Below are 26,101 nucleotides of genomic sequence, written 5' to 3'. Positions count from 1 at the left end.
CCGGACCGCCGGGCTGATCCTGCTGATCACCCTGGCCCTTTGCGTCGCCGTCCTGGAGGTCCTCGGACAGACCCGGCTCGGCGATATCCAACCGCTGATCTACTTCCGGGCCCTGACCCACATCGTCAAGGTCGACGTCGATCACCGCAACACGCCCGGTCTCAACCCCGGCATCAACTCGGACGGCATCCGCTCGCTGCGGGAGGCACCGGGTGTGAAGAGGAGCGACTTCAACATCGTCTTCCTCGGCGACTCCTTCGTCTACGGCAAGGGCCTCAACTACTACAAGACCGTTCCCTATCAGCTGGAAGAGCTCTTGCGAGCCGAGTCGGGACCGGCAATCAGCGTGTTCAATTTCGGCTGGATCTCCTCCTCCCCGGTGCTCAGCCGGCGCCTGCTCGAGGATGTCGGCCACAAGTACCAACCCGATCTGGTCCTGCTCGGCCTCGATATGACCGATTTCCGCGACGACCTGCTCTATTCGAACATCCTCAACGGCAAGAAAATGTTCAGGCTCAAGAAGTTCTTCCCCGCCAGCCTGGTCGCGCTCGATCTCTTCCTGGAGAAGAGCCGCGTGCTCTCGCCGGTCCGAAAGGCCCTGTTCGGCGTTCCGGCCGAGCGCTTCTTCCCGACCAATCAACCGCTGGCCGAGTCCCGGCCTTACCTCGAGACCACGCTGGAAGCACTCGAGGGCATTCGCGACTACTCGGTCGATGAGCTCGACGCGGACTTCGCGCTCGTTCTCTTCCCGCGCAACTATCAATACTCCGAGGTCGAAAGCCCCAATAGCTGGGAAAGGGAGCTCTACGAGCCTCTCGGTCCATACGTCCTGGAGCCGTTTCGCCTCTTCTCGGAATCGGCCGACGAGCTGCCGTACCCGGTCCTGTCGCTGCTCGAGGCTTTTCGAGCCACCGAGGTGCACCCGCACTGCTTCCACGACGACCCCCACTGGAACGTGGCCGGAGCCGCGCTCGCCGCTCGGGCGATCGGCGAGCAAATCCGGCAAGCCGGCCTCTTGAGCCCCGGCGATGGAAGCCTCTGAGCTCACCGGTGTGGGCGCGGTGGATCAAGAAGACGGTGCATCCGGCCGCGCCGGATCGCCACCGCCCGAAACCAGGAGGATGACCGGGTTCACCGAATAGAAGTCGAGTCGGGTCACTCCGGATAACTGAAACACCGGCTCCCCGGTGCGGTGGACGGAGCGGTCCGCTTCCCCGCCGATGCGCTCGACGATTCGCTCTTCCGGCAGCTCGCGTTTGAGGCGATCCAGCGCCGCGGCCAGCTGCACTCGCCCTTTGGTCGAGTAACTCTCCGCGAAATCGACGCTTTCCGGCATGACGAAGAGCGTGCGCGGAGCCCTGGGCATGAGACTGCGGAACTTGGTAGTGGAAACCAGCTCGTAGGGCAGCTCGAGCTTCTTCAGATCCAATGGATGGACCCCCAGCTCGACGGCAACCACCGCCCTTTCGAAACCGTCGACCTTGGCCCGATTGATTTTGAGCACCGCTTCCGATCGGGTCTCGATCTGCCGGCTCAGTGTAACGGCTGCCGAAATCGACTGCCAGGCGGGAAGAGCCAACGCGACGACGGCGAGCGCGACTGCCAACCAGCGCATGGGCCAGCGCATGAGCCAACGAGATCGCCACCGTCCACCATCGCCATCCTGGCAAAGCCGATGAAGAAACACGATGCCGAAGCCGAGCAGGATCGCAAAGTAGGGATAGAGCACCAGGAAGTTCCGGTGCGAGTCGACCCGCATCTGAATCATGAACAGAAAGTAGGCCGCCGGCGCGACGAGCGCCCAGAGGACCGCCTTCCGCTTCCAGATCGGCGCCAGGCCCGCGAGCGCCAGAAGGCACCCCGGACCCGCCTTGCGCCAGAGCTCGGCGGCCTGGAACCGGATCTGCTGCCAGCCCGGCTCGATGGTCAGCGGTCCGTGGCCGTCGACCCGATAGTGCCGCACCTCGGCGCCCGCCCCACTGAGGAAGGCCGGCAGGTCCAGCAGCGCATACGGCATCGCCAACAGGAACACGACGCCCGGCAGGAGCAGGAGCAGGGCGCTCTGCCACGGGCTCGTGCGGGGACGCTTCCCGAACGCCGACCACGCCAGTAGCGCCAGCGGCAAGACCATCATCGTCGCCACGTTGTACTTGGTCGCACAGGCCAGACCCGCGAACACGAACGCCATCGCCAGGTCGGACAACCGCTCGCGCTTGACGAACAGCACCGAGCACAGCACGACGTTCAAGGTCAGGAACGTCACCGCGTCATCCGGCGTGATACGGGCCGAGTGCATGATGTGAAACGGCACCACGGCGAGCCACAGCGCGGCGAGGTGGCCCTGCACCGGACCCGCCAGGGCGCTGCCCAGGAAGTAGACGGAGAGCACCGTGGCCACCCCGAAGAGAACGGAAACGAGTCGATTCCAGTGATAGAAGCTCGGATGGGAAACCATCCATCGCTTCTTGCCGTCCAAAGAGAACTCGATCTCGTTCAGGCTCGACAGGTGGGACTCGGCATCGGCCGGCTTGCCCATCAAGCGGAAGTAGTTGAGCACGTCGACGCCCAGGTTGAGGTAGATCGGCAGCGTCCCGTAGTTGAAGAAATGCGGGTTGAGGTCCCCGCTCGTCATCATCCTGAGAGCTGTGCTGGCGGACTCGGGCTCGTTCCAATGATGGAGATAGGGGAGACCAGCGCCGGCAAAGGGCGCGCGCAGCAGGAAGGCGAGCAGAAGAACCGAAGCCAGGGCCAGGACCCGCCAGGTGCGGCCACCGGACTGTTCACCCTCCCGGTCTCGATTCGGGTCGGCGCCTCCCTTCAGTGGCTCGGCGCCCTCAACGACCGACTCACTCGGGAGCATCGCCAGAATATAGCACCGCGCTAGTTGTTCTCTTGCGCCGACAGAACCCAGTGCCAGGCCTCGAACAGAGCGGCCGCCAGCACGCACGGCAGAAACGCCATGCTCGGAAACACGTACCGGTCGTAGGGGACGCTGACCAGCACGGTCAGCAGCAGTTTGCCGAGGAAATAGGCCACGACCACGATCGAGATGCCGTGCAACCGCAGAACACGATCGATGGTGGAAGCCGAGTCATTGCCGCCGACTCGGCGGGCTCTGATCAGCAGCGCCGGAACCGACAGTACGAGCAGCGTCATCAACTGCACGAACGACATGCACTGGGGGAGCATGGCGAGCCCGGTCCACAGGCCGTCGTAGACCCACTTGCAGTAGAGGATGGGTCGTCGAAGGATAATCGCGCGGGAGAGCTCCTTGAACGCCCGATTGATGGTGAACACGGCGTCACCGCTCACCGGGGGTACATCGACGCCCTTGAATCGAGTCGTCTCCGCGTCCGTCAAGAGCTCACGCGCGATCGGCTCGGCCACGCGCCAGACGTTCGGGCTGTACTGCGGGTGCCAGTTCCTCGTCCAGGCCGCGGCTTTGTAGCGCTGATACTTCAACGCTCTGCGGCCTCTCAGGATCGCCGCCGCAAGCTCTTGCTGCTCTGGGGGCAGATCTCGAACCAGCTCGTCGTCGAGGAACGACGCCGCGACCCCGACGAGGTTATAGCCGCCGAAAGGAACCACGCCGAATTGCCCCACCAGGCCCCACCTCAGGGTCATGAAGAGGAGCAGCGGCACGACGGTGACGGCGATCAGGCCGGCGCCCACCCGCAGCAACCGCTTCGTGTCGAACGTGCGGCGACACAGGAGCAGAACGACTCCTCCGAGCGGCACCAGCACCACCAGGAAGAGATTGTCGGGGCGCACTTGATACGAGCAAAACGTCACCACCGTGAGGAGTATCCAGAGGATGGGGCTGGTCGGCCGCCTGGCGAGCATGATCAGGAGCGCCGTGACGGCGATGGCAACGGCCGGTCCCAGGAAATCCGGCTGAATGAACTTGATGAACGCCAGGTTGCACGGATACGCCAGAGGCAGCGACCACGCGAAGGCCCGCCATGGCGAACCGGTGTACCCGCGCACCGACCACCAGAACAGCACCACCACGGCGAGGTAGATCGCCAGATGGACGGTCGGCGCGGCCTGGTAGTCCGGAGAGACCGAGCGCAAGAGCTTCAGGAAGAGGGGATAGCCGATCGTCCGAACCGAGGACAGCAGCTCGGACAGTGAGTCCGACCTCGAAAGGAGATCGTAGGAGAGCGTGTCGGGAGAGGGAACCGCGACCAGAAACCCGGTCTTGATCAGGTTGCGCCAGACCGTCCAGAACAGCAGAACGAGCCAGAGGAGGGGATGCCTCAGCGGGCTCAGAATTGCATTTCGCACTGGGGATTCGCCTAAAGAAAAGGCGCGTGGATCATAGCGGGTTGCTAGACTTCGAGTCGAGAGACGAGCGCCCTGGATGTCACCCACGCCGACAGAAGTCCCCGTGGCCGCGGATCGCACGATTCGCGATTTCGGAGACCAATGGAGCCGCTACTCGGACAACGACGGCTACTACGCCTCGGTCGAGCTGCTCCAGGATCTCTTCGGCCCCTTGCTGCCCATCGAGGAGGTGGCGGGAGCGCGAACGGCAGACATCGGCGCCGGAACCGGGCGCAACACCCTCATGCTGCTCAACGCGGGTGCCGCCCACGTCCTGGCCGTGGAGCCTTCGGTCGGGGTCGAGGCGCTGCGGAAGAATCTAGCCGAGCGCTCGGATCGGGTCGAGATCCTCCACGCGCGTGGCGACGAGCTGCCCGCAGGCACCGATCTCGATCTGGTGATCTCGATCGGTGTCATCCAGTTCATCGAGGAACCGGACGCGGTTCTGAAGGCATGCCTCGAGGCGCTCAAGCCCGGCGGCAAACTGCTGATCTGGGTCTACAGTCGGGAAGGCAACGAGACCTACATCTTCTTTGCCAGCTTGCTGCGAGCGATCACCAAGCGTCTGCCGCACTTCGCCCTGGCGGGCTTGTGCAGCCTTCTGAATCTCGGCCTTGACCTCTACATCCGGCTCTGCCGAGTGCTACCGCTACCCATGCGCTCCTACGTGCTCGAGGTCGCCACCAACTTCTCTCGGGACAAACGCAAGCTGGTGATCTACGACCAGCTCAATCCCTCGTACGTCAAGTGGTACACCGAGGCCGAGGTCAAGGACCTCGCCCGGCGCGGCGGCTTCGCCAACGTCCGAGTCCATCACCGCCACGGCTATAGCTGGACGTTGCTGGCCGAGAAGCCCTCGTCAGGCTAGCTCGCGGCCGGCCGGCGAAACACGAACAGATGGTTGAGGCCGAGCTGAAAGGTTCGAGAGGTCTCGAGCACGAAGCCGCGATCCGCGAAGAGCCCGGGTACCTGGGCCGGCTCGAACCCGTAGTGCTCCTCGAGCGACATCCCGTGGATCAGCCGCAGGCCTCGGAGCACGGCCAGAATCCGGTCGACGAACGGAGCGGGCACCGTGATGACGACCACTCCACCGGGCTCGAGTCGTTGATGGAGCGCGTCGACCAGTGCCTTCTGCTGATCGGTCGGGACGTGCTCCAAAACCGCCAGCATCGTAATCACGTCGAACGACCCGGCGTCCGCCGCCAAAGCATCCGGGAAGTTGCCGGGTAAGAGTCGGTAGTTCGCTGCGTCGACCGGCTCCTCGAGCAGGGGATCGACTCCCACGCCCAGACCCACGCGATCGGACAGTTGGCGGAAGAGCTCCCCCTCGTGACAGCCGATGTCCAAGACGCGCGCGTCTTGCGGTATGAACCGGCGCACTTTCGAGATGCGCCATTGCTGCAGCCAACGATCGACTCGGGTCATCCGAAGCCGCCGCCGCGACGCTTCAGCCCGAGAACACTCATGAAGAAGCTCGCCAGAACGGTCTGCAGGCCGAGAGCGAGGGCCACGACCGACGGAATGATCAACCGCTGCACCCGGCTCGCATCGAGCACGCCAAACGACTGAGCTCTCCAGTCCCCGACCGCGAGGATCGAACCGACCAGACCCAGAATCGTGAGCACGATTCCAATACCGACGCCGACCTCCAGGCTCACGTGACGAAACAGTCGGGTCAGGCGCGGGTCATCCGGAAGCAGACCGACACCAATCGCGTAGGTCTTGGTGAAGACCGCGAAGATGACCGACTGGTAGCCGACCAGGATCGCGGCTCCGGCGTAGAGCAGCGTGTTGACATCCAGTGTGATGCCGCCGATCACCCGCGGTCCCGGCAGAATCAGGGCTCCCAGACCCAGGCCGACAAGTATCAGAGCCAGCCCCGGGTACAGAAAGAGCCAGCGCGGACTGTAGAGCAACAGAAACCGGAGATGGCGCCAGCCGTCCCGCCAACTCCTCAGGTGCGGCGCTCTGGTCCGGCCGTCCGGAGAGAGGGTCGTCGGAACCTCGGCGATGCGCAGGCCAAGCAGGGTCGCCTTGACCACCATCTCCGAAGCGAACTCCATGCCGGTCGTGCGCAGGTCGAGCCCTTCGATCGCCTGCTTGTTGAACCCCCTCAAGCCACAGTGAAAATCACCGATCGGGCTGGAGAAGAACAGGCGTCCGATGCCCGACAGTACCGGGTTGCCCAGATAGCGATGCAGAGGAGGCATGGCTCCCGGCGCGACCCCGCCTTTGAAGCGGTTTCCCATGACCAGGTCGAAGCCCTCGCGCAGCTTGTCCAGATAGGGCGCCAGGCTCAGGAAGTCGTAGCTGTCATCGGCGTCGCCCATGATCACGTAGCGGCCGCGAGCCGCCGCTATGCCGCCGAGCAGCGCGCTGCCGTAGCCGCGCTGCTCGATCGAGACCACCCGCGCTCCCGCGCTCCTGGCGATCTCCTGAGATCCATCGTCGCTGCCGTTGTCGGCAATGACGACCTCGCCCCGGACGTCGTGCTCGGAAAAGAAGGACAGCGCCTTCCGAATACAGGTCTCGAGCGTCTCGGCCTCGTTGAGGCATGGCATGACCACCGAAAGCTCGCAGGCATCGGTGTCCGGAGCGCTCGAGCCGGCAACCGCGTTGGCGTCTTGGTTCATAGGACCGGTCCGACGGAATGGCGAGTATAACGGCTGTCTCTCGGGTTCCGCCCTGCCTTCGGCGCAGCGCTACGGCACCGAATGGACCGCCCTCTTACACCCAAAGCGCCAGGACGGCGGTGATCGCCAGACCGCTGACCGCGGAGACCCATTTCGCCCAACGGCTGCCCGGCTGAAGGAACTCGTCCTGGAGCATGTCGATCGACGCGATGTAGAGAAACGTGCCCGCCGCCAAAGCCGAAACCGTGGCGTCGAAGTAGAGATCGGCGCCCTGCCGCAGCAGGCCGCTGCCGACCAGCCCCACCAGGATCCCGAGCGGAGTCATCAGGGCGAAGAGCATCAGATAGCGCCGGGACCGCTTCTTCTCGGTACCGCGTCGCGCCAGGGTGATGCCGAGCGCCAGGCCCGCGGTCGCCTTGTGGGCCAGGATCGCCAGAGCGATCATCAGAGTGGACGCCATCAGCCGTTGGGCGCCGAGCGCGAGCCCCGCGACCACCGAATGGGCCGACAGGGCCACCACCAGAGCGATCGGAGACGTGTCGCGAGCCGCCTGCCCGGGCTCGTGATGGTGATGACCGTCATGTTCGAGTGGGTCGCCGGTGTGAGCATGGATCATGGCGTGGGCTTCGTCGGGCAAAAGCACGTGCTCGAACAGCAAGATCAGGCAGAACGCCGCGGCTGCCAGAACGAACGCCACCGGGTAGTCCCATCCCAGGTCGCGCCACAGCCCCGAGGCTTCGCCCAGCGTGTGAATGAGGCCGGTCCCGAGAAACACGCCGGCGGCGAAGGCATTACCCCAGGAGAGAACGCGGCTGTCTCGACTCTCCGACGTTCGTCCGAGAACCACCGCTCCGCCGAGCCAGCCGACGAGGAGCACGGCGGCTGCCAGAACCAGCTTGGTCGCCACGAGATCCATGCGGGCAAGCTAGCAGGGGCGTCCTGGACGGTCAACGCGCCGGCGGCCGCATAGTCCGTATATCATCCGCTGAGCGCCCATTCAGATGGCGGCGTTTGTCGAACCGGGGCGAGAGCCTCGACCAGGAGAGAACCATGGAAAAGATCCTCGGCAAGTATCGAGAACAGACCTACGCCTTGATGAGAATCGTGGTGGGTTTTCTCTTTCTGTGCCACGGTGCCCAGAAGATCCTCGGCCTCCTCGGCGGCGTCGACGGCGAGGGCGCGACCGCGCCGCTTTTCTTCCAATACGGACTTGCCGGCATCATCGAGCTGGTCGGTGGGCTCGCGATCGCGCTCGGCATCTTCACCGGCTGGGCCGCGTTTCTCTCCAGCGGCCTCGTGGCCGTCGGCTATTTCATGGCTCACCAGCCGCAAGGCGCCTTGCCGATTCAGAGCCGCGGCGAGCTCGCGGCGGTCTACGCGTTTCTTTTTCTTTTCATCGTGGCCCGCGGCTCCGGCATCTGGAGCGTCGGCGGCAAGCTCAGCAAACCCTAGAGGAAACGGAACCACGGTCAACCGGTCCGACTACGGGCTGAGCTGGAACGACACCTGGGCCGGCAAAGCGCTGGTCGGCGAGAAGGTGGATATCACCCTGGCCATCGCCCTGGTCGAGGCCTCCGGCTGATCCCGCCGACCGGCGTACAGAACCCACCGGCGGCAAGCCACCGAGGTTTCAGACCCCGATCCCCAAAAGCTCGGCGGTTTTTCCCCGAATCGCGGCTAGGATAACGGGCTATGGCACAACTGGACCTACCCTCAGTAGAGCGGAAGATCCTCGCGTTCTGGAAGCGGGAGCGATGCTTCGAGAAGCTGGTCGAAAAGAACCGGGGCAAGCCGCGCTGGTCGTTCCTCGACGGGCCGATTACGGCCAACAACCCGATGGGAGTGCACCACGCCTGGGGCCGTACCTACAAGGACGTCTTTCAACGCTACCAGGCGATGAACAATCGCGAGCTGCGCTACCAGAACGGCTTCGACTGCCAGGGCCTGTGGGTGGAGGTGGAGGTCGAAAAGGAGCTCGGCTTCGAGTCCAAACGGGAGATCGAGTCCTACGGTGTCGGCAAATTCGTCGACAAATGCAAAGAGCGAGTGCAGAAGTACGCCGGCATCCAAACCGAGCAATCCATCCGTCTGGGTTACTGGATGGACTGGGACAACTCGTACTACACGATGTCGGACGAGAACAACTACACCATCTGGGAGTTTCTCAAGAAGTGCCACGAGCGCGGCTTCGTCTACCACGGCCTCGACTCGATGCCCTGGTGCCCGCGCTGCGGTACCGGTCTGTCGCAGCACGAGATCCACGGCGAGGACCGTCCGCTGGCGGTCCATGACTCGCCCACCGTGCGGCTGCCGATCATCGGTCGCGAAGGCGAGTACCTGCTGATCTGGACGACGACCCCGTGGACCCTGACCTCGAACGTGGCCTGCGCCGTTCACCCGGATCTCACCTACGCCAAGGTGAGCCAGAACGGCGACATCTACTACCTGATCGAAGAGCGGGTCGAGCCGGTGATGGCGCCCAACGGCTCCTTCGAGATCCTCGAGCGATTCACCGGTGAACGGCTTCTCGACTTCGAGTATGACGGACCGTTCGACGATCTCCCGGCTCAGGCCGGCGTCGGCCACCGGGTGATTCCCTGGAAGGAGGTCAGCGCCGAGGAGGGCACCGGCATCGTCCACATCGCACCCGGCTGCGGCAAGGAAGACTACGAGCTGGGACGCGAGCACGACCTGCCGGCGATCGGGCCGATCGACGAAGCCGGGATCATCCTCGAGGGCTTCGGGCGCTTCACCGGCCAGAATGCCGCCGAGCTCGCCGAGGCGGTCTTCGAGGACCTGCGGGCCAAAGGGATCCTCTACCGGGTCGAGACCTACGAGCATGCCTATCCGATCTGCTGGCGCTGCAAGACCCAGCTCCTGTTCCGGCTGGTGGACGAGTGGTACGTCTCGATGGACCGCTTGCGGGAAGAGATCAAGGAAGTCACCCGGCAGACCGACTGGATCCCGACGGTCGGCAGGCAACTCGAGATCGAGTGGCTGGACAACATGCACGACTGGATGATCTCGAAGAAGCGCTACTGGGGATTAGCGCTGCCGATCTACAAGTGCGAGGACTGCGACGTCTTCGAGGTCATCGGCAGCAAGGAAGAGCTCCGCGAGCGCGCGGTCGAGGGTTGGGACAGGTTCGACGGCCACAGCCCCCATCGCCCCTGGGTGGACGAGGTCAAGATCGCCTGTCCGTCCTGCGGCAAGCCGACGCCCAGAATCCCCGACGTCGGCAACCCTTGGCTCGACGCCGGCATCGTCCCCTACTCCACCATGCACTACAACACCGACCGCGAGTACTGGAAGGACTGGTTCCCGGCCGACTGGATCTCGGAGAGCTTCCCTGGGCAGTTCAGAAACTGGTTCTACGCCATTCTCGCCATGAGCACGGTCATGGAGAACCGGCCGCCCTTCAAGCTGATGTTCGGCTATCGGCTGATGAAGGACGAAGACGGCGAGGAGATGCACAAGTCGAAGGGCAACTCCATCGAGTTCAACGAGGCGGCCGAAAACGTCGGCGCCGACGCCATGCGCTGGCTCTTCTGCTCGCACAATCCCGAGTACGACCTGCGCTTCGGCTACCACAAGGTGCGCGACAGCTGGCGGGAGTTCCTGGTGCTGTGGAACGTCTACCAGTTCTATCTGACCTATTCGCGAATCGACGGCTTCGATCCGGCCGACAACGAGGTTCCCGTCGCCGAGCGCTCGGAGCTGGATCGTTGGATCCTCTCGCTGCTCTCGAAGCTGGTCGGCACCGCCCGTGACAGCTACTCGAGCTCGAGCGTTCACCTGTTCATGCGAGAGATCGTGGCCTTCATCGGCTCTCTGTCGCGCTGGTACCTGCGCCGCAGTCGCCGCCGCATCTGGAAGAGCGAGGACGATGCCGACAAGGCCGCCGCCTATCGCACGCTCTGGGAATGCCTGACGACCGCAACCCGCCTCCTGGCGCCGGTGGTGCCGTTCATCAGTGAAGAGATGTATCAAGAGCTGGTGCGCGCCCAGGACGCCGACGCGCCGGTGAGCGTCCACCTCAACGATTTCCCGCGTCGCGAGGAGTTCGCGGCCGACGAGGATCTGGTGGCGGGGATGGATCTCGCCCGGGCAACGGTCGAGCTGGGGCACGCGGCGCGCAACAACGCCGGGGTGAAGGTGCGCCAACCCCTGGCCGAGCTACGCGTCGTCTCGCCCAGCCGGAAGCTCGCCGCCAAGCTCGAGCCGTTCACCGCCCTGATTCTCGACGAGCTCAACCTCAAGCGAATCGAGTTCACCGACTCCGCGACTATCGGAGACGGGCTCTTCACCCGCACCGCCCATCTCGACGGCAAGGTCGCCGGGCCGAAGTACAAGCGGCTCGTCCAACCGGTCAGGGCCGCCCTGGCCGCCGCCGCTGTCTCCGATGGCGCCGAGGTCGAAAGGCTGCAGCGCGCCGGCGAGCCGATCCCGCTCGAGGTCGAAGGGCAGACGATCGAGGTCGACGCCGAGGAAGTAACGGTCGAGAAGGTCGCGGCCAACGGCTGGGCCATAGCCGAGGACCGCGGCATGCTCGTCGCCCTCGCCACCGACATCACCGAGGAGCTCCGGAGGGAGGGACGCGTGCGCGACCTGGTGCGCAAGATTCAGAACCTGCGCAAGGAGGTCGGCCTCGACGTCGCCGACCGCATCCATCTCCGCTACCAGGCCTCGGACGCGCTCGCCGCCGACATCGAGTCCTTCGCCGGCTACGTCAGCACCGAGATCCTCGCCCTCGAGCTCGAGCGCGCTGAGACCCTCGCGGACTCCGCCCATACCGTCAAGCTCGGCGAGGAGACGCTCGAGGTCAGGATCGAGAAGGCCGAAACTTAGTCTCGCCTTTGTAACAAACCACACAGACTTAGCCGGCAGCCTCTCTTACAGTCGACAGAACGAGGAGCTCTATCGCGACCTGTGGCGAACGATCTCGAAGGGTGAGACCTGGCACGGCAGGATCACAACCGGCACAAGTCGGGCAAGCTCTATACGGCCGAGCAGACGATCACGCCGATCCGCAACGGCGACGGTGCCGTTACCCACTTCGTGGCGATTCACGAGGACATCACCGCCCAACTCGAGTCGGACGCGCGCATCGCTCATATGGCGACGCACGACTTCCTGACCGACCTGCCCAATCGATACGCTTTCGACAGCCGGCTCGAGATCGAGCTCACCCGGGCTCGCCGTCTGGGCTCGAAAGTCGCCGTGCATTGGGTGGACCTCGACAACTTCAAGGACGTCAACGACACGTTCGGCCACACCGCCGGCGACGAGCTCCTGGTGGCGGTCGGCCGGCGGCTCACCGAAACGCTCCGGGGCGTCGACTCGATCTGCCGCCTCGGGGGCGACGAGTTCGCGGCGGTGCAACCGGACATCACCAGCAGAAAGAGCGCCGAGCACCTCGCCGAGAGGTTGCTGCGAGCCTTCTCGGAGAGTTTCAGAGTCGGACCGCAAGAGATCTTCGCCAGCGCGAGCATCGGCATCTCGGTCAGCGACGGAGAAACCACCCCCAAGTCCGAGTTCATGAAACAGGCGGATCTGGCTCTCTATCGGGCCAAGAGCGAGGGCCGCAACACCTACCGGTTCTTCGAGGGTGAGATGGACACCGAGATCAAGCGCCGGATGGGTCTGGCCCAAGATCTCCACAGAGCGGTCGAGCGCGATGAGCTCTTTCTCGAGTACCAGCCCCAGATCGGACTCGACGACCGCCGCATCGTCGGTGTCGAAGCGCTGGTTCGCTGGCAGCACTCGAAGCTCGGCGTCATCACGCCGACCGAGTTCGTGCCCATCGCAGAGAGCGCCGGCTTGATCGAAGAGGTGGGAGATTGGGTTCTGCGAGCGGCCTGCCGGCAGGCAAAACGCTGGCAGGAGCGCGGCCTGCCGCCGCTGCCGGTAGCGGTCAATATCTCCGCGATTCAGCTCCGTGACCCGCGCTTCGTTCGCAAGGTATCGCAGATCCTCGACGACACCGGTCTCGAGGCGCGCTATCTCGAGCTCGAACTCACCGAGCGCGTGCTGATGGAGGGCAAAGCGTCTGTGGAACGGGCCCTCGAGACCTTGGACGACCTCGGCATCCGCATTTCTCTGGACGACTTCGGCAAGGGCTACGCCTCGCTCGACTATCTCCGGCGCTATCCGCTGAGCAAGGTGAAGATCGACCAGTCTTTCGTCCATGACATGGAGACCAACTTCAAGAACGCTACGATTGTCAGTGCGGTCATCGACCTGGCGACAAAGCTCGATCTGCAGGTCATTGCCGAGGGCGTCGAGCCCGCCGATCTGCTGCAGCGCCTGATCGATGAGGGCTGCGAAGAGGTCCAGGGCTTCTATTTCAGCCGTCCGGTCTCCGCCGAAAGCCTCGCGGAGCTGCTCACGATCGGTTCCGACCGCATCCGGGCCCACCCGGAGTCGGAAGGAACGCTCTAAACAAGATCCGAAGCCGCGAAGTACTTGCCTAACTTCCGCCGGTAGATGATCTGAGCAAGGCAGAACAGAAGGGCCGAAACGACGAGCTCCTTCCCCGAGCGGATCGCCCGCGACTATCCCAGCAGGCGCGCCTTGACCTTCTTCAGCGTCGTGAGAACGGCCTCCACCAAGACGTCGATCTCGGCCTCCCCCATCGGTGTCGACAGGGTTCCCGCGCCGGTATGGATCATCACGATGCCCCGGTCGTAGAGACCATCGACGAGCAGCTTGAGGGCCTCGGCTTCTCCCGGCGAGAGAAACGACGAGCGATAGTCGCGCGGTGGCTTCGAGCGCAGGTGCACCCGGAACATGGAGCCGGTGCCGGTAACGCTGGCCGGCGCTCCCGACGCCGCGATCGCCTGCTCGAGCCGGCTGCGAGCCAATCGCCCCAACCGATTGAGCCGGGCCACCGCCTCCCCATCGAAGAGCCGCATAGCCGCGAAGCCCGCGGCCATGGTCAGCGGGTTCGCGGAGAACGTCCCGGAGTGAGGCAGCCGCGGCGGCGCGTCGCCCTGGGACGAGAACACGGCCATCACCTCATCGCGCCCGGCCAACGCCCCCACCGGCAGGCCACCGCCGATGATCTTGCCCATGGCGGTCAGATCGGGTCTCGCCTTGTAGCGCGTCTGCATCCCGCCGACTTCGGTGCGGAAGGTGATGACCTCGTCGAAGACCAAAAGCGCGCCGTGTTCGCGAGTCCAAGAGCGCAACGCCTGAACGAAGGTCTCGTCGGCCGGCACCAGCCCGAGCCGGTGCGGCATCGGGTCCAGCAGCACGCAGGCGATTTCTTTGCGGTGCTCGTCCAGCGCTTCGATCGCCGCCTCGGCATCGTTGAAGGGCAGGACCACCACGTCCCGCAAGACCCCCTCGGGCGTGCCCGCGGCCAGGGGCACCGAGGCCGGGCGTCTGGGAAGCCCCCAGCTCTGCGGCACCGGCGCCTGGCTTACTTCGGCATAGTCGTAGGCGCCGTGATAGGTGCCCTCGGCCTTGGCGAGTCGAGCTCGGCCGGTGAGGGCGCGTGACGCCTTGAGCGCCGCCATCACCGCCTCGGTACCGGAGTTGACGAAACGGATCTTGTCGAAGCCGCCCGAGCGGCCGCAGAGATGGCGTGCATACTCGACCTCGACTTCCGTCGCCATGGTGAACGCCGTGCCGCGCTGCACCTGCTCGGTCACCGCCTCGACAATCGCCGGATGGGCATGTCCGTGGATCAGGGCAGCCATATTGTTGGCGAAATCGATGCGCTCGACTCCGTCGACATCGACGATCCGGCAACCCTTGCCCCGCTCCGCGTAGAACGGGTGCGGATCCCGCAGCAACGTGTTGCGGCTGACGCCGCCGGCCAGGAACTCCTGCGCCTGACGATAGAGCTCGGCACTGCGCTCGCTCATTGGGATCTCCCGGTGGAAGCGTGAAGTGACGCGCCGGTCTTCGCGCGCACTTCCTCCAGGCTCACGTCCGGAGCGAGCTCGAGGAGCTCGAGCCCCCGGGGCGTCACGTCGATGACCGCAAGATCGGTGAAGACGCGCGACACCACGCCGCGCCCGGTCAGCGGATAAGTGCACTTCTCGACAATCTTCGGCTCGCCCGTCTTGGTGACGTGCTGGGTGATGACGAAGATGGACTCGACGCCCGCGACCAGGTCCATGGCACCGCCGACCGCCGGGATGGCATCGGGAGCACCGGTCGACCAGTTCGCCAGATCGCCGCTCTCGGAAACCTGCATCGCTCCCAGCACGCAGACGTCGATGTGCCCCCCGCGGATCATGGCGAAGCTGTCCGCGTGATGGAAGAACGAGGCTCCGGGCACGGTCGTGACCGGCTTCTTGCCCGCGTTGATCAACTCCGGGTCTTCCGCGCCCGGCGCCGGCGGCGGCCCCATGCCCAGTAGGCCGTTCTCGGTGTGGTAGATGAATACCCGTCCCTCGGGAACGAACCGCGCCACCATCTCCGGAATGCCGATCCCCAGATTGACGTAGGAGCCGTCGGGGATGTCCTGCGCCGCCCGGGCCGCCATCTGCTCGCGGCTCCAGCCTCGTGCGTTGCCTTCGCCGCTGGTCATGGGTAGCGTCTTCCTTCGGCAATCAGCCGCGACTCGTGAAGCGGCTCGGCGACCTCGACGATCCGGTCGACGAAGATGCCCGGGGTGACGACGTGCTCGGGATCGATCTCGCCGGGCTCGACGACGCGCCGGGCCTGAACGATCGTCGTCTTCGCCGCCATCGCCATCAGCGGACTGAAGTTCCTCGCCGTCTTGTTGAAAGTGAGATTGCCCATGCGATCTGCGGTCTCGCATTTGATGAGCGCGAAATCCGCCTTCAACCAGCGCTCGAGGATGTACGGCCGGCCGTCGAACTCGCGCGCGTCCTTGCCCTTGGCGAGCGGCGTGCCCACCGCGGCCGGAGTGTAGAAGGCGGGGATTCCGGCGCCGCCGGCGCGAACGCGCTCGGCGAGGGTTCCCTGCGGCACCAGCTCGAGCTCGATCTTGCCCGCCCGGTAGAGCTCGGGAAAGAGCTTCGAATGGCTCGAGCGCGGATACGAGCAGATCATCTTTCGAACCTGGCCGTTGCCGATCAGCGCCGCCAGGCCGACCTCGCCGTTGCCGGTGTTGTTGTTGACGGCCGTCAGGTTGCCGGTGCCCTGATCGATCAAAGCGTGGATCAGCTCGATCGGGCTGCCGGCCTCGCCGAAGCCACCGATCATCACCACGGCGCCGTCGTCGATCAAAGACACGGCCTCGGCCGGTGAGCCGACGGTCTTGTCGATCATTCGCTCGCCAGATCGGCCAGGGTCGTGGCCAGTTCCTGTTCGATGTCCCTCAGTTCGGCTTCGAAAAAGAACTCGTTGGTGTCGTAGGGCTCGAGCAGCGCCACGTTGTTGGTGTGCTCGTCGTACTTGGCCAGAAAGACCTTGTCCAGCCACGCCATGTTGCGCCCCTCGGAGAACTTGAGCGCGAACACGGGCTCGCCTTGCACCTCGGCCACTCCCAGGATCGAGATCTTGCCCGCCGAGGTGCTCATCGAGATATGCCGCGACGGGCGGTTGATCGACGGCAGCGAACGGTAGATCTTGTCGAACACTTTGTGGACGTCGGCAAGCGGCGCGCTGAAGTAATGGTGCTCGCCGGTCGGGCGGGCGCAGTACATGGAGTGAAAACCGATCGACAGCATGCCCAGGATATTGGCGAGATCGATCCAGTTCTGCGCCGATCGGTCGATGTCGATGCCGCCGTCGCCGTCCGGAAACAGGCTGATGTGCTTCATGATCGGGCTTTGGCTGCGCAGGACGACGTGGTGGGCCTGGAGTCTCCGGATGGCCGCTATCGTCAGCGGATTGAGGACCTCTCGAGGCGTCGAGAAGTGGGACATCCAGGCCACCTGGATGCCATGCGAGTAGAGCCGATCGAACAGCTCGAGCATGGGGTCGTAGTCGGGACTCAATACGAGCTCGGGCTGATAGGTGAGTGCCCGGCTGCCCAGCCGGACCGTCTTGACGTGGATCAACGTCGGGTCCTCGATCAGCGGCGTGATGTAGCGCTCGAAACGCTCGGCGGTCAGGAAGCCTGCGTCGCCGCCGGTGATCAGCAGATCGTTGACCTCCTCGTGCGAGCGCAGGTAGTCGTGCACCGTCTCGACGTCTTCCTGCACGAACATGTCCTCGTCACGCCGGACCTGGGCGTGGCGAAAACAGTAGGTGCAGAAAGAGAAGCAGTGCTGGGTCTGCTTGTCGAAGATGAGCTGGCACTGCGGGTACTTGTGCTGGCTGCCGTGCAGCACCTCGACATCGCCCGCTTCGGTGGTGAACCAGGGCTTGTTGAGCTGTTGATGTCCGTCGTGCGGATTGGTCTCGCGCATGTACTCTGTGGCGATGCGTTGTCTCTCCACCCGAGTCGTAGCCTTCGAATAGGCTTCGACGACCTCCTTTCGGATCATGTTGGGCTGGGGAAAGACCAGCTGGAACATCGAGTCGGTCGCGAAGTTGCCCCAGTCGATGCTGTTGAGGGTGTGCCGGGTGGCCAGAAACCGATAGACGTCGATGAAGAGCTCGCGCTCCTCCTGAAAGCCGATCTCGACGCCATGGTCTCGCAGGATCCCGCACACCTCGCGAAACCCGCTGAGCCCGGCGAAGTTCTCCTTGCCGGTGAAGAGCGGCGCCGTCGTCGGCCGCAGGCCCGAATACTGCGGATACAGGGCATGAAGGCGGTTCACCAGCCCCTCGGGTAAGAGCCGCTCGTCGAGGATCATCTTGACGCTCTCCGGACGGCTGCCCACCGCTTCGAGAGGGGAATGGTCTTCGCTCAGGGACTTCGAGAGGGGTTGCTGCATATTGGCCTCGCCTTCTCCACCAGTGGACCGAATGCTCCGGCCGGCGCGCAATACCCGAACGGGTAGCCCGCTTCTTCGGTCCCGGTAACGAGCTCTCACTGGCGACTCTGCGCAGTCTATGCCCACCGCCTGGCGCCGGCGCGCGAACTCGGGTCACAATACCCCCTGGAGATCTTCCTATGCCCACCAAGACCGCTGCCCGCGCAGCAACTTCCTCACTTCTCGGCCAGATCGGCGATACGCCTCTCATCCGTCTCGAGCGCTCGAGCCCCAACCCGGAGGTCGCGATCTGGGCCAAGCTCGAGCTCGCCAATCCGAGCGGCTCGCTCAAGGACCGCATCGCGCTCCACATGATCGAGCGCGCCGAAGAGCGCGGCGACCTCAGGCCCGGCATGACCATCGTCGAGGCCACCAGCGGCAACACCGGCATCGCCCTCGGCATGGTGGCGGCGGTCAAGGGCTACAAGCTCAAGCTCTTCATGCTCGAGAACAAAACTATCGAGCGTCGCAAGATGCTGCGGTTCTGGGGCGCCGACCTCGTGCTAACGACCCAGAACGACCCAGACAGCCACATCTACGGCGCCCAGGAGCTGGTCGCCGATCAGCCGGGGGAGTACTTCTACATCAACCAGAACGAGAACGAGGACAACGTCGGCGCCCACCTCGCGACCACCGGCCCGGAGATCGTCTCGGCCCTGGACGGCAAGCTCGACGCCTTCGTCGCCGGTTACGGTACCGGCGGCATGCTGATGGGTGTGGCGCGGTGCTGCCGCGACCAGGGCGTCGGCGCCAGGATCGTCGCGGTCGAGCCGGGCGGTGAGCCCCGCGCCAAGATCGACGGCCTGAAGCACAGCTCCGAGGATTACCAGCCGCCGATCTACGACCGCACGCTCATCGACGCGACCCTCGAGGCTCCCGAAGACGAGGCCTACCGGACCACTCGCGACATCGCCACCCGGGAGGGCATCATCGCCGGCCTGTCGTCCGGCGCGGCGCTCTGGGCGGCCCAGCAGCTCGCCCGGGAGATGAACAACGGCAACATCGTCGTCGTCTTCGGCGACCGCGGCGAGCGCTACTTCTCGACGCGCTTATTCGACTGACGCGCGCTCACCACCTGCACTCGGGAGGAGCGGGCGGCTCGCCGGCCAGGTGGTCGGCAAACGATGCGGGAGGACTGGCAGGCTCGAAGCCTTCATTCGCCGAGCCCTTGAAAGCCTGGCCGCCATAGCCCCCCGGATGCATGTGCGCCCGGACCCAAACCACCGCACCGGGGTCGACCGCCACCGGGCCTGCGCCGCGAGTGAACGGTTGCTCTTCGACGTGGCTGTGCGAGAGCACGCGCCGGTAGACGAGCCCGCCGTCCTCGCTCACGACCTCCCACCAGTCGGCATATCTTTCACAACCGGCATCGGGGCTGCGGATTCCGACTTCGAATCGATAGGCGCCCGGCTGGCCCTCAACACTCACCGACACCACGTCGGCAGTCGACTCGGCCGACTCGGCCGACGCCCGATCCATCGCCTGTGGTTCCGAAGCCTGGCATGCGAGCACCAGAACCAACCACGCGAAGCTGCCACTCGAGCGCCGGCGCCCGCCGCGGTCGCTCCTCCACGGAGTTCTCGTTCTGGCTCCAAGTTGCTCACAAGGATGTTCCGGCACCAGCTTCACCGACTGGTGGAACGATACGAGACTCAATGACGACCGTGCGAGACCAGAATCGCGGTTGGTGGAGACGGTTGCTGCCGCAGCGAGCGCCCGCGTCTATCGGCAGCGCCATCCGGAGCGCACGACTCAATGCGATGCAACGTCCGATGCATCGGGGTTGACGATGCATTCCTCTCGTTCCAGCATTGATCCTCATGCATTCCGAGGAGGCCACCACACTCTTCCTGGATCTCTACGCGTCGATCTACCGCTTGAGCTACCGTCGTCGTAATCCCAGGTCCCCCCGACCGAGCGGAGAGGCGCTGGCTCTGTTGCAGCACCTCCGGGACAGCGGACCGCTGACGGTGACCGAGGCCGCCCGACATTTCGATCGATCACAGGCCGCAATCTCGGAGCGCGTGCAACGGCTGATCGGTCGAGGCCTACTCGAGAGCCATGCCGATCAACGGGATCGCCGACGCCACCTCGTCTGGCTCACCGAGCGGGCGGAGGAGCTGCTCACAGTCGAGCTCGAGGTGCTCAGCCGTGAACGGGTCGAGCGAGCCATGGAGGCGATGAGCGACGGAGACCGCGAAGGACTCATACGCAGCCTCGAGGGGCTGGTGTGCGCCATCGGACGAGAAGCACGAGACACTGACACAAGGAGCGAATGATGGAGACGACCGGAACGAACTGCCAGAGCTGCGGCATGACGATCGAGAGCGGCCCCTACTGCCACTACTGCGTGGATGCCGAAGGCAACCTGCAGGAGTTCGAGGAACGCTTTGAGCGCATGGTCCAGTTCATGGAGCGACGGAACCCGGATCTGAGCCGGGAGGAAGCGGGGAAGATGACGCTCGAGTACATGTCCACCATGCCCGCCTGGCGCGATCACCCTCGGATTGCCGGGCGAGACGGCTAGCAGGCTCGAGTAGTGCTCTGCGCTAGGTGTCAGCGACGAGAGCCGAGCGCAGCGGAGGGCGAGCCGGCGTTCGCTTACAGAGTCGTCAAGCCCTTAGAGAAGACGGAGTGGCGATGACGCGATTTGCGGATGAGATCGGAACTTTCCTACCGCCTCTCAGCCGGCTCCTTCAGCCTCGCGTACAGTGCAGCGGGAGCGTGTCGACCGTCTTCCGGAGCAGTGTCGACCGAGGCCTCAAAACTGCCAGATGGCACTCACCGAACCAGTGTCCACCAGCTCCGAAAAGTCGACCGCGACATCGAGCTGGAAGTCCCAGAAGGCAAGGCCCAGGCCCGCGGCGAGGTGCACTTCGTCGTCGCCACCGCGAAACAGAGCTCGCTCGAAGGGGTCGTTTCTGGCCGGATCGGCACGGAACCGATGGTCGGGATCGAGCCAGGCACCGACCCTGAGAGCGACCAGCGGCGTCGAGCGCACGAAGACGTACTCGGCGCCGACGTGCAACTCGTCGCCGTCGTCGACCAGCGGCAGGTCGTCGAAGACTTGCCGGTCAAATCCCTCCAGCAGATCGGAGTATTCGACCCGAACCCAGTCGAAGCTGAAGGTCAGCGTGTCGCCTCGAAGTCGAGCCGCGAGTCCGAGCCCGAAGACGTCGGGAGTCTGCACGTGCGTCTTCAACCGGATCTCCGAGCCGGGCGGGACGTTGGGATCAAACGCCGGTCCGGCGCGGGCGATCGCGTCGGTCGCGAACCGGGGACCCTGGCGGTAGACCCCGCCCAGCCTGAGGGTCTGGGACACTCGCCACAGGAATCCCGCAAGCACCGTCCAGTCCGCATCGCCGGTGACCAGCTCGGTGGTGCCGATCGAGCGTGCCGACAGATACGAGCTCGTACCGAAGAAGGCTTCTGGAGTGTCGTTGTCGGGCAGAAAGGTCTCTTCGTGGATCCTGACATTCGCCTCGACGCGGGAGAGTCCCAGGCCGACGCCCACGTTCTCCGAAACCCGGTAGGCGGCGGCGAAACCGTAGCTCGTGAGATCGAGACTGGAAGAGTTCCTGACGTCATCGAGCCTGACGGTCGACCCGGCGGACGGCCCGGCGAAAAGACCATCGGTCACGGCGCTCGACTCGAAGCTCGCCAGTTGATGGCGGTAGATGGCCAACGACCACCGCTTCGTGGGATAGACCAGCGACAGGAACGAGAGGTCGCTTGCGTGTTCCGAAGACACGGCGCTGCGCAGGCCCGACGTGGTGTCGATTCCCAAGCCGGTGGCTGGACCGGACGCTCTGCCGCCCAAGGCGAACGGCGTGTCGTAGCTCCAGGTCCTCCCTTCGACCGAAACCTCCGGAGTGGCCAGCTGAACGAGCCCCGCCGGATTGGCGTAGGCCGCCGTGGCGTCGTCGGCCAGCCCGATGAACGCTCCTCCGAAGCCCATCGAGCGCGCCCCCGGGCTGGAAAAGCTGTGCTCGAGCCTCGTTGTCCCCTGGGCCAAGGCGACACCCGAGGCTGCGACGCTGGCCAGCGCAGCCACGGCGAACGCAGAGAAACGCCAACGTTGCTCAGCCATATAGCCCCTCCAGGGTGGTTGTCTCAGGCTGGCCCGGTCTCTGCCCGTCCTACAACACCCAAATAGGTGGGACGGAGCGATTCACGCCGGCTAGCAGATGGGCGTCGAGACGCTCGGTCTCGAAGTTGTGCTCGTTCATTGTCGATTCAGCCCACCCACCCTACCCAAAGGGGTGGGGGCTTGCCACCTTCGCGCATAATTTCCGGGACGGTTGGTCACCCACATGCTGCCCTTCTCCTGCAAGCTGCGGGGCTTGTGTCCGAGCTGCCATCAGAAGCGCGAGCTTCTGTGGGCGGACTGGGCGAACGTGCTCGAGCGATGGTGGACGGCCGTTGAGGAGAGCATGCGCAGCAAACAGACCTCCACCGAGTGACTTTCTCTAGACCCCAGTAGACGTTTCTCCAGACCCCAGATCCGCCGCGTCTATGAGATCGACCCGCTGCTCTGCCCTTTTTGTCGCGCCGAGATGAAGATCCTCGCCTTCATCGTCGACGCCGGCGCAGCCCGAGCCGTTCGCCGCAGCCTCGACCTCCCCACCCAGCAGCCCGAGCCCCTCGCCCACGCGCCTCCCGAGACACTCGAGCTCGTCGCCGAATTCGCCTGAGCTCGCTCTTGTCACTCCGCCCGTTCGGGGTTGTAGAACGCGCTGCCCACATGCCGCTGTGGGCGTTGGCGCTCTGAGTCTGAAGATCGCTGGCACCGAGCAACTCGAAGATGTTCGTCGCCCCCCGGGCGACGTCACGCCTGCTCCGGTAGCCGCGGGTTAGCGTGCGTCGCCTTCGCTGGCGGCGGGCTCGACGTCGTCGGCCTCGGATCCGGGGACCGTGTCCTCAAAGGCCGGCTCCTGGAGGTGTTGGTCCGCGGCCCCTCCGGCCCCCCGACCTCCGCGCAGCCTTAGCGCCAGACCGGCTAGGCGCACCTTGAGTCCCGGTGGGACCGGCGTGTCCTCCGCCTCCGGAAACTCGTCCGAGTCCGCCGCTGGAGGCGGGGGAGTGAAGATCTCGGGCCGCACCTCTTCGAGCTCGTCTGCGAGGCGCCGCTCAAGATCAGCCACCTCGCCGAGAGCGGTCTGCGCTTCGACCAGATCGTTCTGCAGGGAAGCGTGCTCCTCGCGCACGCGCTCGACGAGCTTCTCGGCGCGGGCGGCCGCCTTCCGCCTCGCGGCGGCTTGCACCTTCGTCTCGTCGTGACGACTCTTCAGCCGCTCCAGCTCCGAGCGGATCGACGCCGTCTCGGCCTGGAAAGCCTCGGATTGCCCTTGGATCTCGCCGAGCTCCGAGCGCAGGTCTTCGACCTTCCTCTCGAGCTCGCCAGCCTTGGCGGAAGATTCTTCGAGGTCCGCGCGGGCCTGCTCGAGACTCTCTCGCAGCGCGGTCTCGGTTGCGTGCGCCTCCGCCTCGAGCTTCTCGAGCGCCGCTCTGACCTCGAGCAGCTCCTTCTCCAGCGACTCTCTGGCGGTCTTTTCCACAGACAGGGTAGCCTGGGCGTCTTCGGCTTCCGAGGCAGACTTCTCGGCCTTTCCGCGCTCGGTCTCGATCTCCTCCTCAAGGGACCTCTTCTGGGACTCCAGGGCCTCGCGTCCGGTGTTCGCCGCCACGGCTTCCTCGGTCCAGCGGGCGACCTCAGACTTCTGTTCTTCGACCGCCTGCTCTAGCTTCGCCCGCTCCTCCTCGAGCTCTTCCAGCCGATGCCGATCCCGCCGGTGAGACTCTTCTGTGAAGCGAAGCTGGTCCACCAACGCGTCGCGAGACTCGCTGATCGTCACCACGCGGGAAAGGCTGTCGCTGAGCCGGGAGTTGAGATCGGCCTCTGCTTCCCGAGCCGCCTCGAGTTCCGCCTGCCAACGCCTCCGCTCCTCGGCTTGCTCACGCTTCAGTTTCTCGATCTCGGCGCGCAGGATCTCGATCTCACCCGCGTCGCTTTCGCCGCCGGCGGCCGCCTGCGTCCCCGGTCCGGCGGCATCCCCCTCGCAGACCCGATCCCCGCCCGCCGAGGGCTCCTGGTCGAGGTCGAAAAGCCCCAGACCGGCCTTGGTGCGCTCTTCGACGATTCGACGCACGAGGCGCTCGCTCCTGGGATCGAGATCGAGAAAGCGGATCCCCATGGCAGCGGTCTCCGCCTTCCCGCTGGCGGCGCGAGACCAAGCAACGACGCCACGTCCCTCTACCAGGGGATGACCGTCCCTCAGGCTGAGCTTGAACGCGACCTCGGCACCCGGTGGCTGGGGCTCGGCAGTCTCGACGAACATCCCCTTGAGCGCGAGGTTCGCCGAGAAGTCCTTCAAAAAGGTCCGAAAATCATCGAACCCGATGTTGATGGCGTGCTCGGCGGCGTCTGGCAAGTCGGGATCCGCAGCCTGCGTTCCAACGATTTCACCCTTCATATCAGCCACACGCTATGGCTCATCGATCGATCTCAATATGACGAATTCCGCAGTCCGGCAGGTCACTTCCACCAGGGCACCGCCGTTGGGAATGAAGCGAAGTCACCTTGCCATACCTATAGAGACGCCTTTCAGAAGAACAATTTGGCACAAGTGGGTTCTATGAGTCGGTTCGGTCCAGTCAAGGGTCCTCTTGTCTTGTGATCATGGTTCTCGAGTTCGGACCGAGCCTTGGGACGAGCTTCTATTCGCACTCTCTCGGGTCCTTCGTTGGACCGGTGCACGGTGAGTTTTCCGTCCGTTAAGGATTCGATGCTCCCATCTGGCACGCGGAGTCCTGGCCTCCAACCCACTTATCGGAGTCATCGAAACTCTCAATCCGTCCTTCCTCTTCTCCTGTTACCCCTCGCCTATCTGTGCGCTCTACACCGCTTGCGGGAACGCCCGGAAGCTCTCGCCCGTCACCCATAACCGATGCAGCAACACGCCGATCTTCCTCGCCAAAGCCACGACCGCTTTGCTCTTGCCCAGACGCTCGACCAGGCTCTCACCCCACAGTTTGAGCGACGAGTCCTTGCGGCAGCTCAACGCGGCGTGTGCCGCCTGGACCAGCAGCCTTCGCATCTCCGTATCTCCTTCACGAGTGATCCGGCCTCGGATCTCGTGCCCTCCCGAGCTTCGAAGCGAAGGCCGTAGCCCAAGACAAGGTCCCACATCTCGACTCTTTTGGAACCGATCCGGACGATCCATCCAACCCAGAAAGGCCAAGCTCACCAACGGACCCACTCCCGGGACCGTCTGAAGCCGTACCAACAGCTCGTTCGAGCTCGACTCGGCCACCAGCTGCTTCTCGAGGCCGTTGATCCGATCCGTCAGCTCGCCGATCGTCGTCACCAGAGGATCGATCGCTTCCGAGAGCCCACTGTCGAGCCCCATTGACGCGTAGCGCACGACGAAGCTCTTGGCCGGGCACGACGGAACTCGGTAGCCCTGAGCCCGCAGCGTCCCGCGCACCGCATTGATCAACGACGTCCTGGCTTTCACCAGGCTCGTGCGCACCCGAAGCCGAGTGCGCAGCTCCTGCGCTTCGCGGGTGCGCTGATACACCGGGCGCAGCAGACCCAGATCCAATCGGCTCAACCGAGCCAATACCTCCGCATCGATCCCGTCCGTCTTCAAGGTCGACTCCGCGATCAGCCGCACGCGACGCGGATTGACCACCGTCACATCGTGTCCCAGCTCACAAAGCAACCGATACACCCAGGGCGTCACCGGCCCGCTCTCAAGCGTCACCTTCGAACGCTCTCGAGGACCGAAGAACCGGCGAAGAGCCGTCTCCGTCGTCGGTACTCGCCGGCGTACGGTCACCTCTCCTTCCTCTGATACACCACACACCTCGCTGTACTTTGAGTGAACCTCGATGCCAAGATACTCCACGGTCGGTCTCCTTTCTCGGCTCTGATGCCGATTACTTGGTTATCTGCCAACTGGCACTTTGTCCCAGTTGGAGACCGACCGACTCATCTCATCTGGCACCTTTTCTGGCACCTTTTCTGGGGGATCTTCTTCCGCTACGACCGGAGGCACCTCAGTGAGCTGACCGGCTGTGACTGGCGAGCCCTCAAGCTCTCGGGCTCGGCGAAGATGTCTGGAGTCATACCGAGACCGACGCTGTGAAAGCCGCCGTCGATTCCGAGATAGCGTTGCATCGCGGTCCTCCTGTGTGGGGGCTTGCTGCCCGGGTTGTTTCGCGTAACCCAAGCTACGCCTCCGCACGGAGGATCGCCAAGTCTCGTCTAACGGACCGGGGAGAGTCGGGAATCGG

At 64.6% G+C, this 26,101-nt stretch carries 24 protein-coding genes; 10 read left to right on the top strand and 14 right to left on the bottom strand.

Annotation, left to right across the window (positions count from 1 at the left end; all coding sequences use genetic code 11):
- Positions 1–1,042 (top strand): SGNH/GDSL hydrolase family protein (locus GY769_02445; protein MCP4200780.1); only part of this gene is annotated, 1,042 nt, incomplete at its 5' end.
- Between the two features lie 24 nt (positions 1,043–1,066).
- On the opposite strand, the gene GY769_02440 is transcribed toward GY769_02445, so the two are convergent.
- Both GY769_02440 and GY769_02435 read right to left on the bottom strand, forming a co-directional pair.
- A complete protein-coding gene (locus GY769_02440; protein MCP4200779.1) occupies positions 1,067–2,860 on the bottom strand; it encodes a glycosyltransferase family 39 protein in 1,794 nt (597 codons plus the stop codon).
- Positions 2,861–2,880: 20 nt separating this feature from the next.
- Entirely contained in the window at positions 2,881–4,287 is a 1,407-nt protein-coding gene (locus GY769_02435) for a hypothetical protein (GenBank protein MCP4200778.1), read from the bottom strand.
- 76 nt (positions 4,288–4,363) lie between these two features.
- Here GY769_02435 and GY769_02430 point away from each other — a divergent pair, with 76 nt between their 5' ends.
- Positions 4,364–5,194, top strand: coding sequence for a class I SAM-dependent methyltransferase (locus tag GY769_02430; protein ID MCP4200777.1), 831 nt, complete (start codon positions 4,364–4,366; stop codon positions 5,192–5,194).
- Here the strand turns inward: GY769_02430 and GY769_02425 are convergent.
- The 3 genes from GY769_02425 to GY769_02415 form a co-directional block, all read right to left on the bottom strand.
- Positions 5,191–5,751 (bottom strand): class I SAM-dependent methyltransferase, encoded by a 561-nt coding sequence (locus GY769_02425; protein ID MCP4200776.1) that lies wholly within the window; start codon positions 5,749–5,751, stop codon positions 5,191–5,193. The two genes, GY769_02430 and GY769_02425, sit on opposite strands and share 4 nt — an antisense overlap.
- Positions 5,748–6,959 (bottom strand): glycosyltransferase family 2 protein, encoded by a 1,212-nt coding sequence (locus GY769_02420; protein MCP4200775.1) that lies wholly within the window; start codon positions 6,957–6,959, stop codon positions 5,748–5,750. Before GY769_02420 ends, GY769_02425 begins: the two co-directional genes overlap by 4 nt.
- A 94-nt stretch (positions 6,960–7,053) precedes the next feature.
- The gene (locus tag GY769_02415) at positions 7,054–7,875 is read right to left on the bottom strand and encodes a ZIP family metal transporter (protein ID MCP4200774.1); all 822 of its coding nucleotides are present in this window, start codon (positions 7,873–7,875) and stop codon (positions 7,054–7,056) included.
- Between the two features lie 134 nt (positions 7,876–8,009).
- Between GY769_02415 and GY769_02410 the strand changes: the two genes are divergently transcribed.
- The 3 genes from GY769_02410 to GY769_02400 all read left to right on the top strand — a co-directional run bounded on the left by GY769_02410 (position 8,010) and on the right by GY769_02400 (position 13,400).
- Positions 8,010–8,411, top strand: coding sequence for a DoxX family protein (locus GY769_02410; protein ID MCP4200773.1), 402 nt, complete (start codon positions 8,010–8,012; stop codon positions 8,409–8,411).
- A 240-nt stretch (positions 8,412–8,651) separates the two neighbouring features.
- Entirely contained in the window at positions 8,652–11,807 is a 3,156-nt protein-coding gene (locus tag GY769_02405; protein ID MCP4200772.1) for an isoleucine--tRNA ligase, read from the top strand.
- A 210-nt stretch (positions 11,808–12,017) separates the two neighbouring features.
- Positions 12,018–13,400, top strand: coding sequence for an EAL domain-containing protein (locus GY769_02400; protein ID MCP4200771.1), 1,383 nt, complete (start codon positions 12,018–12,020; stop codon positions 13,398–13,400).
- Between the two features lie 113 nt (positions 13,401–13,513).
- Here GY769_02400 and GY769_02395 read toward each other — a convergent pair whose 3' ends face one another.
- From GY769_02395 to GY769_02380, 4 genes are read right to left on the bottom strand one after another with little or no spacing between them, the layout of a single operon-like run.
- Positions 13,514–14,830 carry an aspartate aminotransferase family protein gene (locus tag GY769_02395; protein ID MCP4200770.1) on the bottom strand — a complete coding sequence of 439 codons (1,317 nt, stop codon included), beginning with the start codon at positions 14,828–14,830 and terminating at the stop codon, positions 13,514–13,516.
- Positions 14,827–15,501, bottom strand: coding sequence for a CoA transferase subunit B (locus GY769_02390; protein MCP4200769.1), 675 nt, complete (start codon positions 15,499–15,501; stop codon positions 14,827–14,829). The genes GY769_02395 and GY769_02390 overlap by 4 nt, the downstream gene beginning before the upstream one ends.
- Positions 15,498–16,208 carry a 3-oxoacid CoA-transferase subunit A gene (locus tag GY769_02385; protein MCP4200768.1) on the bottom strand — a complete coding sequence of 237 codons (711 nt, stop codon included), beginning with the start codon at positions 16,206–16,208 and terminating at the stop codon, positions 15,498–15,500. Before GY769_02385 ends, GY769_02390 begins: the two co-directional genes overlap by 4 nt.
- Entirely contained in the window at positions 16,205–17,683 is a 1,479-nt protein-coding gene (locus GY769_02380; GenBank protein ID MCP4200767.1) for a hypothetical protein, read from the bottom strand. Before GY769_02380 ends, GY769_02385 begins: the two co-directional genes overlap by 4 nt.
- A gap of 260 nt (positions 17,684–17,943) precedes the next feature.
- On the opposite strand from GY769_02380, the gene GY769_02375 reads away from it, so the two are divergent.
- Complete coding sequence (locus tag GY769_02375; protein ID MCP4200766.1) at positions 17,944–18,864, top strand: PLP-dependent cysteine synthase family protein; 921 nt, start codon at positions 17,944–17,946, stop codon at positions 18,862–18,864.
- A gap of 7 nt (positions 18,865–18,871) precedes the next feature.
- Here the strand turns inward: GY769_02375 and GY769_02370 are convergent, their stop codons facing one another.
- Complete coding sequence (locus tag GY769_02370; GenBank protein ID MCP4200765.1) at positions 18,872–19,282, bottom strand: hypothetical protein; 411 nt, start codon at positions 19,280–19,282, stop codon at positions 18,872–18,874.
- A gap of 341 nt (positions 19,283–19,623) precedes the next feature.
- On the opposite strand from GY769_02370, the gene GY769_02365 reads away from it, so the two are divergent.
- Both GY769_02365 and GY769_02360 read left to right on the top strand, forming a co-directional pair.
- Complete coding sequence (locus GY769_02365; protein ID MCP4200764.1) at positions 19,624–20,082, top strand: MarR family transcriptional regulator; 459 nt, start codon at positions 19,624–19,626, stop codon at positions 20,080–20,082.
- A complete protein-coding gene (locus GY769_02360; protein MCP4200763.1) occupies positions 20,079–20,330 on the top strand; it encodes a hypothetical protein in 252 nt (83 codons plus the stop codon). Before GY769_02365 ends, GY769_02360 begins: the two co-directional genes overlap by 4 nt.
- 234 nt (positions 20,331–20,564) lie before the next feature.
- Here the strand turns inward: GY769_02360 and GY769_02355 are convergent, their stop codons facing one another.
- A complete protein-coding gene (locus GY769_02355) occupies positions 20,565–21,893 on the bottom strand; it encodes a hypothetical protein (protein ID MCP4200762.1) in 1,329 nt (442 codons plus the stop codon).
- Positions 21,894–22,116: 223 nt separating this feature from the next.
- On the opposite strand from GY769_02355, the gene GY769_02350 reads away from it, so the two are divergent.
- Complete coding sequence (locus GY769_02350) at positions 22,117–22,266, top strand: hypothetical protein (protein MCP4200761.1); 150 nt, start codon at positions 22,117–22,119, stop codon at positions 22,264–22,266.
- A 93-nt stretch (positions 22,267–22,359) separates the two neighbouring features.
- Positions 22,360–22,497: a hypothetical protein gene (locus GY769_02345; protein ID MCP4200760.1), complete on the top strand. Its 138-nt coding sequence runs from the start codon at positions 22,360–22,362 to the stop codon at positions 22,495–22,497.
- Between the two features lie 159 nt (positions 22,498–22,656).
- Here the strand turns inward: GY769_02345 and GY769_02340 are convergent, their stop codons facing one another.
- The 3 genes from GY769_02340 to GY769_02330 all read right to left on the bottom strand — a co-directional run bounded on the left by GY769_02340 (position 22,657) and on the right by GY769_02330 (position 25,985).
- Positions 22,657–24,234 (bottom strand): TIGR02266 family protein, encoded by a 1,578-nt coding sequence (locus GY769_02340; protein ID MCP4200759.1) that lies wholly within the window; start codon positions 24,232–24,234, stop codon positions 22,657–22,659.
- Positions 24,235–24,699: 465 nt separating this feature from the next.
- A complete protein-coding gene (locus GY769_02335) occupies positions 24,700–25,713 on the bottom strand; it encodes an IS110 family transposase (protein MCP4200758.1) in 1,014 nt (337 codons plus the stop codon).
- Positions 25,714–25,847: 134 nt separating this feature from the next.
- The gene (locus tag GY769_02330) at positions 25,848–25,985 is read right to left on the bottom strand and encodes a hypothetical protein (GenBank protein MCP4200757.1); all 138 of its coding nucleotides are present in this window, start codon (positions 25,983–25,985) and stop codon (positions 25,848–25,850) included.
- Positions 25,986–26,101 lie beyond the last annotated feature (116 nt).

Source organism: bacterium (assembly GCA_024224155.1).
Lineage (GTDB): Bacteria > Acidobacteriota > Thermoanaerobaculia > Multivoradales > JAHEKO01 > CALZIK01.
Note: the sequence above shows the minus strand (reverse complement) of the source record. Positions and strands in the feature narration are given on the sequence as shown.